General features: G+C 44.8%; 10 protein-coding genes and 2 pseudogenes. 7 read left to right on the top strand and 5 right to left on the bottom strand.

Annotated elements, in window-relative coordinates; all coding sequences use genetic code 11:
• Positions 1 to 13: 13 nt before the first annotated feature.
• Positions 14 to 1,471, top strand: a complete 1,458-nt coding sequence (gatA, locus tag G9F48_RS16065; RefSeq protein WP_165409784.1) for an Asp-tRNA(Asn)/Glu-tRNA(Gln) amidotransferase subunit GatA — start codon at positions 14 to 16, stop codon at positions 1,469 to 1,471.
• A 13-nt stretch (positions 1,472 to 1,484) separates the two neighbouring features.
• On the top strand, positions 1,485 to 2,915 hold the full coding sequence (gatB, locus tag G9F48_RS16060) for an Asp-tRNA(Asn)/Glu-tRNA(Gln) amidotransferase subunit GatB (RefSeq protein ID WP_015388583.1): 1,431 nt from the start codon (positions 1,485 to 1,487) through the stop codon (positions 2,913 to 2,915).
• 61 nt (positions 2,916 to 2,976) lie between these two features.
• Here gatB and G9F48_RS16055 read toward each other — a convergent pair whose 3' ends face one another.
• Entirely contained in the window at positions 2,977 to 3,825 is an 849-nt protein-coding gene (locus G9F48_RS16055; RefSeq protein WP_060674470.1) for a TetR/AcrR family transcriptional regulator, read from the bottom strand.
• Between the two features lie 128 nt (positions 3,826 to 3,953).
• Between G9F48_RS16055 and G9F48_RS16050 the strand changes: the two genes are divergently transcribed.
• From G9F48_RS16050 to rlmD, 3 genes are all read left to right on the top strand, one after another.
• Positions 3,954 to 7,097, top strand: coding sequence for an efflux RND transporter permease subunit (locus G9F48_RS16050; RefSeq protein ID WP_165409783.1), 3,144 nt, complete (start codon positions 3,954 to 3,956; stop codon positions 7,095 to 7,097).
• A gap of 152 nt (positions 7,098 to 7,249) precedes the next feature.
• Positions 7,250 to 8,161, top strand: a complete 912-nt coding sequence (locus G9F48_RS16045; protein WP_165409782.1) for a diacylglycerol kinase — start codon at positions 7,250 to 7,252, stop codon at positions 8,159 to 8,161.
• A gap of 147 nt (positions 8,162 to 8,308) precedes the next feature.
• The gene (gene rlmD, locus G9F48_RS16040; protein WP_165409781.1) at positions 8,309 to 9,694 is read left to right on the top strand and encodes a 23S rRNA (uracil(1939)-C(5))-methyltransferase RlmD; all 1,386 of its coding nucleotides are present in this window, start codon (positions 8,309 to 8,311) and stop codon (positions 9,692 to 9,694) included.
• A gap of 154 nt (positions 9,695 to 9,848) precedes the next feature.
• Here rlmD and G9F48_RS16035 read toward each other — a convergent pair whose 3' ends face one another.
• A complete protein-coding gene (locus tag G9F48_RS16035) occupies positions 9,849 to 10,316 on the bottom strand; it encodes a hypothetical protein (RefSeq protein WP_156736044.1) in 468 nt (155 codons plus the stop codon).
• Between the two features lie 351 nt (positions 10,317 to 10,667).
• On the opposite strand from G9F48_RS16035, the gene G9F48_RS16030 reads away from it, so the two are divergent.
• Both G9F48_RS16030 and G9F48_RS16025 read left to right on the top strand, forming a co-directional pair.
• Positions 10,668 to 11,621 (top strand): ABC transporter ATP-binding protein, encoded by a 954-nt coding sequence (locus G9F48_RS16030; protein WP_165409780.1) that lies wholly within the window; start codon positions 10,668 to 10,670, stop codon positions 11,619 to 11,621.
• Positions 11,622 to 12,497: an ABC transporter permease gene (locus G9F48_RS16025; protein ID WP_003155719.1), complete on the top strand. Its 876-nt coding sequence runs from the start codon at positions 11,622 to 11,624 to the stop codon at positions 12,495 to 12,497. It abuts the gene before it with no gap.
• Between the two features lie 67 nt (positions 12,498 to 12,564).
• On the opposite strand, the pseudogene G9F48_RS16020 reads toward G9F48_RS16025, so the two are convergent.
• From G9F48_RS16020 to G9F48_RS16010, 3 genes and pseudogenes are all read right to left on the bottom strand, one after another.
• A pseudogene (locus G9F48_RS16020) lies at positions 12,565 to 12,828 on the bottom strand (TIGR01741 family protein); the annotation flags it as partial.
• A gap of 83 nt (positions 12,829 to 12,911) precedes the next feature.
• Positions 12,912 to 13,175 (bottom strand): annotated as a pseudogene (locus tag G9F48_RS16015) (TIGR01741 family protein); the annotation flags it as partial.
• 13 nt (positions 13,176 to 13,188) lie between these two features.
• Entirely contained in the window at positions 13,189 to 13,674 is a 486-nt protein-coding gene (locus tag G9F48_RS16010; protein ID WP_165409778.1) for an antitoxin YezG family protein, read from the bottom strand.

Here is a 13,674-nt window from a genome sequence, read left to right as displayed (position 1 = left end):
GGAGGGAGACAGTATGTCATTATTTGATCACAAAATCACAGAACTGAAACAAATGATACATAAAAAAGAAATCAAGATTTCCGATCTTGTTGATGAATCTTACAAACGGATCGCATCCGTGGATGATAAGGTGCAGGCATTTTTACAGCTTGATGAAGAAAGAGCCCGCGCTTACGCGAAAGAACTTGACGAAGCGGTTGACGGACGGTCTGAACACGGTCTTCTCTTCGGAATGCCGATCGGCGTCAAAGACAACATCGTGACCAAAGGGCTTCGCACAACATGCTCAAGCAAAATCCTCGAAAACTTCGATCCGATTTACGATGCGACGGTTGTGGAGCGTCTTCAAGCCGCTGAAGCCGTCACGATCGGAAAGCTGAATATGGATGAGTTCGCGATGGGTTCTTCTACTGAAAACTCCGCGTACAAAGCGACGAAAAACCCTTGGAATCTCGATACGGTTCCCGGCGGATCAAGCGGCGGTTCCGCAGCTGCGGTTGCAGCCGGCGAAGTGCCGTTTTCACTCGGATCTGATACGGGCGGCTCCATCCGTCAGCCGGCTTCTTTCTGCGGCGTCGTCGGATTAAAGCCTACATACGGACGCGTGTCACGTTACGGTTTGGTCGCTTTTGCGTCTTCACTTGACCAGATCGGACCGATCACAAGAAACGTAGAAGATAACGCATTCCTGCTTCAGGCGATTTCAGGACCGGACAAAATGGACTCTACGAGCGCCAATGTCGAAGTGCCGGACTTTCTTTCTTCATTAACTGGCGATATTAAAGGCTTAAAAATCGCCGTGCCGAAAGAATATCTCGGAGAAGGCGTCGGCAAAGAAGCGAAAGAATCGGTTTTAGCCGCTTTAAAAGTGCTTGAAGATCTCGGAGCGACATGGGAAGAAGTATCTCTGCCGCACAGCAAATACGCGCTTGCGACATATTATCTGCTGTCTTCTTCCGAAGCGTCTGCAAACCTTGCGCGCTTTGACGGCATCCGCTACGGATACCGCTCAGACAATGCGGACAACCTGATCGACCTTTATAAACAGACACGCTCAGAAGGCTTCGGCAACGAAGTGAAGCGCCGCATCATGCTCGGCACCTTCGCGCTCAGCTCCGGCTACTATGACGCGTATTACAAAAAAGCGCAAAAAGTGCGCACGCTTATTAAAAAAGATTTTGAAGACGTATTTGAGAAATACGATGTCATCGTCGGACCGACAACGCCGACACCGGCATTCAAAATCGGCGAAAAAACCAGCGATCCGCTCACAATGTACGCCAACGATATTTTAACGATCCCTGTCAACCTCGCGGGTGTGCCGGGAATCAGCGTGCCGTGCGGATATGCGGACGGACTGCCGCTCGGACTGCAAATCATCGGAAAACACTTCGATGAAGGCACTGTATACCGCGTCGCTCATGCTTTTGAGCAGGCAACAGATCATCATAAAGCGAAACCTGAACTGTAAGGGGTGAAATGAAGTGAACTTTGAAACGGTAATCGGACTTGAAGTCCATGTGGAATTAAAAACAAAATCTAAAATTTTCTCAAGCTCACCGACGCCATTCGGCGCGGAAGCGAATACCCAAACAAGCGTCATCGACCTCGGCTATCCCGGCGTGCTGCCCGTTTTGAACAAAGAAGCGGTCGAATTCGCGATGAAAGCCGCAATGGCTTTGAACTGTGAAATCGCAACGGATACGAAGTTTGACCGGAAAAACTATTTCTACCCGGACAACCCGAAGGCATATCAAATTTCTCAATTTGACAAGCCGATCGGCGAAAACGGCTGGATTGAAATCGAAGTCGGCGGAAAAACGAAAAAAATCGGCATTACCCGTCTTCACCTTGAAGAAGATGCGGGAAAACTGACGCATACGGGCGACGGCTATTCCCTCGTTGACTTCAACCGCCAGGGCACGCCGCTTGTCGAGATTGTATCTGAGCCGGATATCCGCACACCGGAGGAAGCTTACGCATATCTCGAAAAGCTGAAATCAATTATCCAATACACAGGCGTTTCCGACTGTAAAATGGAAGAAGGTTCACTGCGCTGTGACGCCAACATTTCCCTCCGTCCGATCGGCCAGGAGAAATTCGGCACAAAAACGGAGCTGAAAAACCTGAACTCCTTCGCGTTCGTGCAAAAAGGACTTGAGCATGAAGAAAAACGCCAAGAGCAGGTGCTTCTGTCAGGCGGAGTCATTCAGCAGGAGACGCGCCGCTACGATGAAGCGACGAAAAAAACCATTTTGATGCGTGTCAAAGAAGGTTCGGACGACTATCGTTATTTCCCTGAGCCTGACCTTGTCGAGCTCTGCATTGATGACGAATGGAAAGAACGCGTAAGAGCAACCATTCCTGAGCTTCCGGACGAGCGCCGCAAGCGTTATATCGAAGAGCTCGGTCTGCCGGCTTATGACGCAATGGTTCTGACGCTGACGAAAGAAATGGCTGATTTCTTCGAAGAAACGGTCAATAAAGGCGCGGAAGCCAAGCAGGCATCAAACTGGCTGATGGGTGAAGTCTCAGCTTACCTGAACGCCGAACAAAAAGAGCTTGAGGATGTCGCACTGACTCCTGAAGGCCTTGCCGGCATGATTAAGCTGATTGAAAAAGGAACCATCTCGTCAAAAATCGCGAAGAAAGTCTTTAAAGAATTAATTGAAAAAGGCGGCGACGCAGAAAAAATCGTCAAAGAAAAAGGCCTCGTGCAGATTTCTGACGAAAGCGTGCTTCTGAAGCTGGTAACAGATGCGCTTGACAGCAACCCGCAGTCAATTGAAGACTTCAAAAACGGAAAAGACCGCGCGATCGGCTTCCTTGTCGGGCAGATTATGAAAGCCTCAAAAGGACAGGCCAACCCGCCGATGGTCAACAAGATCTTACTTGAAGAAATCAAAAAACGATAAAAAAAGCAGCCGCCTCTAAGGGCGCTGCTGACACGGAGACCGGTAAGCGCCGGTCTCTTTTTTATAAGCTGAAATAGGTTTCAATGGAAGCCCGCAGCGTTTCAATCTGCTCATTTCCGCTGCCTGCCAAGTTGGACAGCATTCCTTTAATAATCGGTTTTCGCGGCTCTTCCTTTGCGTATTCCTCTTCAATGACTTCAAGCGATACGAGGACGTCCTCAGGCAGCCCCTGCTGTGCTTTTATCTTTTGAATATCCGCCAGCAGTCTTTCTCTGTCCGCCGCAGGCTGAGTGAAGATATCCTCCGGCAGCAGCGGATCGGGATTGTCTCTTATCAGTCCCGTAATCAGATCATCGATTCTGGCAATCAGAAAGGCCGCCACGTTTTCCGTCCGGAATGCCGTATGTTCATTAAAAATCAAGAAATGAATATAGGAGCTCACTATTCCTTGCGCCATAACGGACGCATCCGCTATAAACGGTATGACGGCATCTCCGTAAACGGAGAGCAAAGCATCCCGGTACAGCATGTTAAATTGAATATTGGCCTCATGAAAATACTGTTTGACCTTTTGATTTTCAGGAATGACCTTTTCGCTCAGCAAGAGAATGATAAAGTCCTTGTGCTCCATAAATTCCTGGAATTGATAAGCGATTTGTTTTCGGAATACGTCCTTAGGCGATTTATGCTGATGTTCTGTTTTGATTTTCTTTATTTCTTCCATAGACATGCCGATGTAATACTCACATGCTGAGAGCAAAAGGTCTTCTTTTGATTTAAAATGAAGATAGAAGGCCCCTTTTGAAATTCCGCATTCACCGGCGATTTCCTGAATGGTTGTTGAAGAAAACCCTTTTTTGGCAAATAAATGGATGCCTGTTTTTATGATTTTCTCTTTTTTTTCGTTCATGACGTGCTTCCCCTTAATCCTGAAAAATTTAGAAAAATTTACTGCCTTATTAGTTGACGATGTTGAGTTATACCGTTTAGTATTATATAGAATGACCAGTCAGTCAATAAAAATTAACGGAGGACATGATGAACCACATTATTAACTTTGTACTGAAGAACAAATTCGCAGTTTGGCTGATGACGATTATCGTTACTGTAGCAGGGCTGTATGCCGGTATGAATATGAAGCAGGAATCCATACCGGACGTCAACATGCCTTACCTCTCAGTAAATACGACTTATCCCGGAGCTGCTCCGAGTCAAGTTGCGGATGACGTGACAAAACCGATCGAGCAGGCGGTCCAGAATTTAGAAGGAGTGAGCGTCGTAACGTCCACATCTTCTGAAAACGTCTCATCGGTTATGATTGAATATGATTACAGCAAGGATATGGACAAGGCGAAAACCGAAGTCGCTGAAGCGCTGGACAGTGTAAGCCTTCCTGACGACGCGAAAAAACCTGACATTTCCCGTTACAGCCTCAACTCTTTCCCTATTTTGACGCTCAGTGTGACAAGCGGCAAAAGCTCGCTTGAAGACCTGACCAAAAATGTGGAAAACACTCTCGTTCCTAAGCTTGAAGGCATTCAGGGCGTTGCGTCCGTGCAAGTTTCCGGACAGCAGGAAGAGCAGGTGGAGTTCTCTTTCAAAGACAAAAAAATGAAAGAGTACGGACTCGATGAAGATACCGTCAAGAAAGTGATCCAAGGCTCTGACGTCAATACGCCGCTTGGATTGTACACATTCGGCAACAAAGAAAAATCAGTTGTCGTTAATGGAAATATTACGTCAATTAAAGATCTGAAAGATATGAGAATTCCGGTCACATCTTCTTCTGCCGCTCAAGGTCAAGCGGGCGGAGCCGGTGCGGCATCTGCGGCGGACGCTCAGGCTATGCAGCAGGCACAGCAAAGCGCGGCAGCAGGGGTGCCGACAGTCAAGCTTTCTGACATTGCCGACATTAAAGATGTGAAAAAAGCTGAATCCATTTCCCGCACGAACGGAAAGGACAGCATCGGAATTAATATCGTAAAAGCCAATGACGCCAACACGGTAGAAGTGGCCGATGCGATTAAAGATGAACTGAATCAATACAAAAAAGACCACAAAGGGTTCAAGTACAGCTCGACTCTTGATATGGCAGAGCCGATTACAGAGTCGGTGGATACGATGTTAAGCAAAGCGATTTTCGGCGCGATTTTTGCGGTCGTGATCATTCTCTTATTCTTAAGAGATATTAAATCAACGATGATTTCTATCGTTTCCATCCCGCTGTCACTGCTGATTGCGCTTCTTGTGCTGAATCAGCTTGATGTCACATTGAACATAATGACGCTCGGTGCGATGACGGTCGCCATCGGACGGGTAGTCGACGACTCGATTGTCGTGATTGAAAACATTTACCGCCGCATGAGGCTGAAAGATGAACCTTTACGCGGGAAGCAATTGGTGCGTGAAGCGACGAAAGAAATGTTTAAACCGATCATGTCATCAACGATCGTAACCATTGCCGTATTCCTGCCGCTTGCCATGGTCGGCGGACAGATCGGCGAACTGTTTATGCCGTTTGCCTTAACAATCGTCTTCGCGCTTGCCGCATCACTGTTGATTTCGATCACACTGGTGCCGATGCTTGCGCACAGCTTATTCAAAAAATCGCTCACAGGCGCGCCTGTTAAAGCGAAAGAGCATAAGCCGGGCAGATTGGCCAATTTCTATAAAAAAGTGCTGAATTGGTCATTAAGCCATAAATGGATTACATCTATCATCGCGGTTCTGATGCTTGTCGGCAGTTTGTTCCTCGTACCTCTGATCGGCGCGAGCTACCTGCCTGCGCAAGCGGACAAAACAATGCAGCTCACATACACGCCTGAACCGGGCGAAACGAAAAGCGAAGCTGAAAAAGCTGCGCAAAAAGCGGAAGACATGCTGCTTAAACGCAAACATGTCGATACCGTTCAGTATTCTTTAGGCTCGCAAAGTCCGCTCGGCGGAAGTTCAAACGGCGCATTGTTCTACGTGAAATACGAGGATGACACGCCTGATTTTGACAAAGAAAAAGACAATGTCTTAAAAGAAATCAAAAAAACATCGAGCCGCGGCGAATGGAAATCACAAAATTTCAGTTCGTCAGGCAACAACAACGAATTAACGTACTATGTGTACGGAGATTCAGAGTCTGATATTAAAGGCACGGTCAAAGACATCGAAGGCATCATGAAAAAGGAGAAGGATCTGAAAGACGTCAACTCAGGCCTTTCCAGCACATATGACGAGTACACGTTCGTCGCTGACCAGGAGAAACTCAGCAAGCAGGGCCTGACGGCTTCGCAAATCTCCCAAGCCCTGATGTCCCAAACGTCACAGTCTCCTTTGACAACGGTGAAAAAAGACGGCAAAGAGCTTGACGTCAACATCAAAACAGAAAAAGACCAGTATAAGAGTGTAAAAGAATTAGAGGATAAAACCATCACATCGCCTGCAGGCCAAGAAGTAAAAATCGGCGATGTGGCGAAAGTGAAAAACGGCACGACATCCGATACCATTTCCAAACGCGACGGCAAAGTGTACGCTGACGTAACGGCAACCGTCACTTCTGACAACGTCACGAAGGTGTCATCAGCCGTTCAAAAGAAAGTTGACAAACTGGATAAGCCGGACAATGTATCGATTGATACCGGCGGTGTATCAGCGGATATTGCAGATTCCTTTACGAAACTCGGGTTAGCGATGCTTGCCGCAATCGCCATCGTATACCTCGTTCTTGTGATCACGTTCGGCGGAGCATTAGCGCCGTTTGCGATTCTGTTCTCGCTTCCGTTTACAGTCATCGGCGCATTAGTCGGACTGTATGTATCCGGAGAGACGGTCAGTCTGAATGCCATGATCGGTATGCTGATGCTGATCGGAATCGTCGTCACAAACGCGATTGTCTTAATTGACCGCGTCATCCATAAAGAAGCGGAAGGCCTATCGACGAGAGAAGCGCTCCTGGAAGCCGGCTCTACGAGATTGCGTCCGATTCTGATGACGGCGATCGCGACAATCGGCGCCCTGCTTCCATTGGCATTGGGCTTTGAAGGCGGAAGCCAGGTCATTTCTAAAGGACTCGGTGTCACCGTTATCGGCGGTTTAATCAGTTCGACTCTGCTGACTCTTCTGATTGTGCCGATCGTATATGAAGTATTAGCGAAATTCCGTAAGAAAAAACCTGGAACGGAAGAAGAGTAAGACAGCGGGCCTTGGCTCCTTAAACGGAGCCGGGGCCTTTTTTCTTCTGGCAATTCCTGTACATATTGTTGCGATTTTCTCAAGTCATAGTATAATTAAAGGTTGTTAGTGTTAATAATGGATCGGATACTCTTAAGTAGGATGATGAGATAATGAAACGTGCACGCATAATATACAATCCGACTTCAGGACGGGAGCTTTTCAAGAAAAATCTTGCCCAGGTCCTGCAAAAATTTGAACAAGCCGGTTATGAAACCTCCACCCATGCCACCACATGCGCGGGGGATGCCACCCACGCCGCAAAAGAAGCCTCTTTGCGGGAGTTTGACCTGATTATCGCAGCCGGCGGAGACGGAACGATTAATGAAGTCGTCAACGGTCTTGCGCCGTTAGACAAACGCCCGACACTCGGCATCATTCCGGTCGGCACGACAAATGATTTCGCCAGAGCGCTGGGCATTCCGAGAGAGAATATACTGAATGCCGCTGATACCGTCATTAACGGCGTGGCCCGCCCGATCGACATCGGACAGGTGAATGGTCAGTATTTTATCAACATCGCCGGCGGAGGCCGTCTGACGGAGCTGACGTATGATGTGCCAAGCAAACTGAAAACGATGCTCGGCCAGCTTGCTTATTATTTAAAGGGAATGGAAATGCTGCCTTCACTTCGACCGACAGAAGTCGAGATTGAATATGACGGCAAGCTGTTTCAAGGCGAAATTATGCTGTTTTTAGTGACGCTGACCAACTCGGTCGGCGGATTCGAGAAGCTGGCCCCTGATTCCAGCCTGAATGACGGCATGTTTGATTTAATTATTTTGAAAAAAGCCAATCTCGCGGAATTTATCAGAGTCGCGAGCATGGCGCTCAGAGGCGATCATATTAACGATCAGCACATTATCTACACAAAAGCGAACCGTGTGAAAGTCAATGTATCAGAAAAGATGCAGCTGAACCTGGACGGCGAATACGGCGGCATGCTGCCCGGCGAATTCGTGAATCTGTACCGGCATATTCACGTCATCATGCCGAAGGAGAAAGCGGAACAGCTGGATGACTAATACGCGGACAAAATCCTAAAACAGTATTCGTTTTAGGATTTTGTCATCTTTTCAGCGTGATCGGAAACCTTTGAAGGCTGACATTGAATTTGAAGGTTTGCCAGCACGCTGAAACAAGGCTTTTGGTAAAACGAGAGGTGATTATAGATGAAAATGAAACCCCCGATAGAAAAAAATGAATACTATGACGTGACATTTGAGGATTTGACGCATGAAGGAGCGGGCGTCGCAAAGGTTCAGGGCTTCCCGATCTTCGTGCCGAACGCCCTGCCTGAGGAAAAAGCGCAAATCAAAGTGACACGCGTCAAAAAAGGCTTCGCTTTCGGCCGCTTGATTGAGCTGAAGGAAGAAAGCCCGCACAGAACGGATGCCCCGTGCCCGATCTACAAGCAATGCGGCGGCTGCCAGCTTCAGCACATGACCTATGAAGGCCAGCTCTTGTTTAAACAGAAACAAGTCAAAGACGTCTTAGAACGGATCGGCAAGCTGGACCTCTCAAAAGTCACCGTGCACCCGACGCTCGGCATGGAAGACCCGTGGAATTACAGAAACAAAGCGCAGGTGCCGGTAGGAGAAAGAGAAGGCGGGCTCGTCGCCGGATTCTATCAGCAAAGAAGCCATGACATCATCGACATGAGCGCCTGCCTGATTCAGCAATCCAAAAACGACGAAGCCGTCCAAGCCGTCAAAGACATCTGTGCAGCATACGGTGTCAAAGCCTATAACGAAGAACGCCACAAAGGCTGGCTCCGTCACATCATGGTCAGATACGGCGTCGTCACGGGCGAAATGATGATCGTCTTCATCACAAGAACAAGTGATTTTCCGCACAAAGCGAAGATCATCGAAGACATTACGGCGCAATTCCCGCACGTTAAATCAATCGTGCAGAACATCAACCCAAATAAAACAAACGTCATCTTTGGGGACGAAACAAACGTCATCTGGGGAGAAGAATACATCTACGACCTCATCGGAGACGTCAAATTCGCCATCTCCGCCAGATCATTCTATCAGGTCAACCCGGAACAGACAAAAGTGCTCTACGACAAAGCGCTTGAGTACGCAGAGCTGCAAGGAGAAGAAACCGTCATCGACGCCTACTGCGGCATCGGAACCATTTCTCTCTTCTTGGCGAAGCAGGCGAAAAAAGTGTACGGCGTCGAAATCGTGCCGGAAGCCATCGAGGATGCGAAACGCAACGCTGAGCTGAACGGCATCACAAACGCGGAATTCGCCGTCGGAGAAGCGGAAACCGTCATTCCGAAATGGTATGAAGAAGGCATCACGGCCGACACCCTCGTCGTCGACCCGCCAAGAAAAGGCTGTGACGAAGCCCTCCTGCGGACAATCATCGAGATGAAACCGAAGCGGGTGGTGTATGTGTCCTGCAATCCAGGAACGCTTGCAAGAGACCTGCGGGTGCTTGAGGATGGCGGGTATCAGACGCTTGAAGTGCAGCCTGTGGATATGTTCCCGCATACGAATCATGTGGAGTGTGTGGCTGTGCTGGAATTAAGAGAAGGCAACTAACCCTTAGGGATGGTTGCCTTTTTTAATCCGCATTTTTTTGTATTCAGGACGAACTCGTGACATGAGAGGAGTACCAGAAGATGTTTGGTTAACGTCTATAATATAGCTTTCTATACATCTCTTTATTAATATTCACTCTAGAGGGGCAGCTTTTTTAATACACTTTCATATCTTGTTTTTTCTCCTTACTAATCATTACTTTTTCTAAATAACTCTTAAGAAATACATTATCTATCCTATCCGGGATGTAACCCAGACGTTTATTTAATATATTCTCTATGATATACATTTTCTTTGTGTAATATTGGTAATTATCCGTTGCGATTTGAACACTTTCTGATTCATTTCCCTTTTCTGATTCAAGTCGAGATTTATATAGTTGATCATACTTCTGTTTGCGTATTTTTCTTGAGAGCCGCAGTAAATGAAATAATTCAATTGTTGGCATAGTCATTAGTTCTGGTGTAGACTTATCCAAATCTAATTCAGAAGTATGCTCACGATAATCTATGATTTCACGTTTGCCATCTCTCTGAACATTATGTATGTACATTAAGCAAAAACTACAGTAATACTGATTATCCTTTTGAATTGAAGTTGCACAATAAGGGCATGTTTCCATTATGTTCTCCTTTCTTAATGTTCTAAGATAGTATGTATTTCGGTTATAAACAGGAGTTTTAAATAGTATTGAAATTCTTAACCAATAAAAACCCTTTTAATGATAAAGAGTTTATTGAATACAGCATGTATAAATTTCCTGCAAAATCAATAGTGATCCCCTTGTATAGAAAATCCACCGATCCCTAAATCCAATAACAAAACCCGAAAATAATAAATTATATCGTTATATTTAAGATAATTATTTATAAAAAGATATAAAGTTGGATAAAAATGAGGAAAATCCTGGCGGGAATGACGATATAAAGTTAGTGAACAACGGTATAGAATCTTACTTTTCGAGGTGAACAGAATGGGAGAAGAACAAGACATTATTACAGTAACCGATCTGCGCAAAAAATATGGATCATTTGAAGCAGTGAAAGGGGTATCCTTTTCTGTCAAACGCGGCGAGCTGTTTGCATTTCTGGGAACGAACGGTGCAGGGAAATCGACCACTATCGATATTCTCTGTACGCTGATTAAAAAGACATCCGGAAAAGTGGTAATAGACGGTTATACGCTTGGTGAGGGGAAAGAGAATAATCATATCCGCAAAAAGATCGGAGTCGTTTTCCAAGAGAGCATTTTGGATGAACGATTGACCGTTTATGAAAATATCATGAACCGCGGACAATATTATCATTTAAGCAAGGTACAAGTGCAAGAGAACTATCAGTTTGTAACAGACTATTTAAAATTGGATGATATTAAGGAGAAAAAATACAGCGATTTGTCAGGCGGACAAAGAAGAAGAGCGGATATTGCCCGTGCCATCATCCATAAACCGACTATATTATTTTTAGATGAGCCTACTACAGGTCTTGATCCGCAAACGAGAGTATTTGTTTGGAATGCGATTAAAAGGCTGCAGGAAGAAACAAACATGACGATCTTTTTAACGACCCATTACATGGAGGAGGCCGCTGTGGCTGATAACGTTGTGGTCATCAAAGAAGGACGCCTGATCGCAGAGGGCACACCGAGTCAGCTGAAAGATCAATATGCGTTTGACAGTCTGCATATGATGTTTAAGCAAGGCGTTGATCCGACGGCATGGTTTGAAAATAAACAACTGGATTTTACGGTTAAAAACTCTATTTATTCCCTTCGTGTTGAGTCTACTCTCCATACGCTGGACATTTTGAAAGGTCTTGAAGGAAAAATTGAATCTTTCGAGGTGATTAAAGGAAATATGGATGATGTGTTTATCCATATTATCGAAGAACAAGGAAGCAGTTTGCCAGTAAAGGGGAGCATTGCATAAATGAAGTCTTTATCCAGTTTAATCAGCAGAAATATAAAAATATACTTCCGTGATCGAACGCTTTTGCTTCTTTCTTTGCTGTCAGTATTTATCGTTATTCTGTTATATGCCGTGTTCTTACAGCAGACACAGCTGGACGCCATTAAGGCCCTGGTCGGTTCGACAGATGATTCCAAAGCAATGGTGAACGAATGGATGGTGGCGGGATTGCTGTCCATTACAGCTGTGACAACGACTTTAGGCGCTTTCGGAATTATGGTGAAAGATAAAGAAAGCAAGAGAACGTATGACTTTTTAACAGCTCCTTTATCAAGGGCGACCATCCAATTGAGCTATGTCATTCATTCATTTGTCATCGGCTTGATCTTTTCTTTCATCGCCTTTTTAGGCTGTGAAATTTTTCTCGTTTCAACAGGCAGCAAGCTTTTAAGCGGTACAGATATACTTGAAGTATTGGGGATCATTATTCTTTCAGTTGCACTCTCAAGTTCCATAAATTTATTTTTAACGCTGTTTATTCACACACAAAATGCATTTTCGACGTTAAGTACGATTGTCGGAACAGCCATCGGTTTTTTATGCGGAGTATATGTACCGATCGGGGGCGTACCGGTGTTTGTGCAGAAGATTATTATGTATTTCCCTATCAGCCACACCGCCGTTCTGTTCAGAAAAGCGTTTATGACAGACTCAGTTGATAAAGTGTTTAAACATGCTTCTGCGGACCAAATACAGGAATATGAAAAGCATTACGGGATCGTCTACAAGTTAAACGGCCATTTTATCAGTACGGCTGCGAGCTTGTGGGTCATTGTCATTACAGCCATCATATTTACCGTCATATCTATTTTCATATTTAAAAAACAAAATAAATGACTTCTTCAGACGATACATAACGATGTAACAGGCAGCATCCGTTTACTGGATGCTGCCTGTTTTGTTTATCATTATTCTTTTTGTGCTCAATTCTTAATTCCTCAAAAAGTTCTCGGATTTCTCTTAAAAAAGTGTTGAAGATATCTTTATTTACACTGTATCAGGCTGGTAGATCTTGCGAATAAATCAGTTGACGTTTTTCTGGTGTCTTGAAGTGAAAGAGAACCATGGTAGAGTCATCTAATACTTCTGCATAAAGATAAATTTTTGTCCATTCACAAGGTATGATGTCATTTAATTTCTCACCAATAATCTGGTACAGATCTTGCATTTTCCAACCTTTTCACCTTCAATCGTCGAGAAATCCTAGTTATAAAAAATAGCCCAGCAAGGAAGTGCTGAGCCATTATTGTTTTATAGACTGCAGTAGCTTATTACAAATTCTTTATCGTCCTCATCTTCAGGCAAAATCCCCAAGTTTTGATATTCCCATACCACTTGCCGTTGTGTTCCGTTTAAGTCTGAGGAGATGACATCGGTGTAATCGTAGTCAATTGAGAATTTACCGGTATTCTCTAGTTTAAGCGTTAAATTGGTCCAACAATCTGGGTTATTTGCTTTAAATTCTTCTCTTAACTCCTCGAATAACTCTTGAAGTTCAATTAATAAACTCACGTAATCAGAAACTAATTTAAATTTTTCCTTCGTTAGTCTTAATATAATCCTCTAAAAAGTCTCTGACCGTTTTCCTTTTTGGCAGTAAACCCAGGTTTTTATACACCCAAATAGCTTTTCTTTGAGATCCATTTAGCTCTGAAGCAATTACATCTTCATAGTTATAATCTATAGAAAACTGGCCTGTCCTATCTAGTTTCAAAGTCAAGTTTGTCCAAATTTGCGGATTATTTTCCTTGTACTCTTCGCGTAATTCTTCGAATGATTCTTGAAGTTCGATTAATAAATCATCATAGATATCTTCGCTTACATTAAAATGGTCTGGAATGTTATGTGAATATAAGAATTCACTCTCGCCCGGTATATTAAAATAAAAATATACTTCGGAAGAATCCTCTAATATCTCGGCGTAAAGATATACTTTTTCCCATTCAGATGGAATCATTTCATTTATCTGAGTTGCTATTCTTTGATACAATTCACCCATTTTTGGTGTGTCCAT

Source organism: Bacillus sp. EKM420B, assembly GCF_011065565.1.
GTDB lineage: Bacteria > Bacillota > Bacilli > Bacillales > Bacillaceae > Bacillus > Bacillus velezensis.
Note: the sequence above shows the minus strand (reverse complement) of the source record. Positions and strands in the feature narration are given on the sequence as shown.

Bases quoted from the DNA above. Each gene is read 5' to 3' on its own strand.
- G9F48_RS16035 (WP_156736044.1), bottom strand. From the start codon at position 10,316: ATGGAAACATGCCCTTATTGTGCAACTTCAATTCAAAAGGATAATCAG.
- G9F48_RS16025 (WP_003155719.1), top strand. From the start codon at position 11,622: ATGAAGTCTTTATCCAGTTTAATCAGCAGAAATATAAAAATATACTTC.
- G9F48_RS16055 (WP_060674470.1), bottom strand. From the start codon at position 3,825: ATGAACGAAAAAAAAGAGAAAATCATAAAAACAGGCATCCATTTATTT.
- rlmD (WP_165409781.1), top strand. From the start codon at position 8,309: ATGAAAATGAAACCCCCGATAGAAAAAAATGAATACTATGACGTGACA.
- G9F48_RS16045 (WP_165409782.1), top strand. From the start codon at position 7,250: ATGAAACGTGCACGCATAATATACAATCCGACTTCAGGACGGGAGCTT.
- gatA (WP_165409784.1), top strand. From the start codon at position 14: ATGTCATTATTTGATCACAAAATCACAGAACTGAAACAAATGATACAT.
- G9F48_RS16010 (WP_165409778.1), bottom strand. From the start codon at position 13,674: ATGGACACACCAAAAATGGGTGAATTGTATCAAAGAATAGCAACTCAG.
- G9F48_RS16050 (WP_165409783.1), top strand. From the start codon at position 3,954: ATGAACCACATTATTAACTTTGTACTGAAGAACAAATTCGCAGTTTGG.
- G9F48_RS16030 (WP_165409780.1), top strand. From the start codon at position 10,668: ATGGGAGAAGAACAAGACATTATTACAGTAACCGATCTGCGCAAAAAA.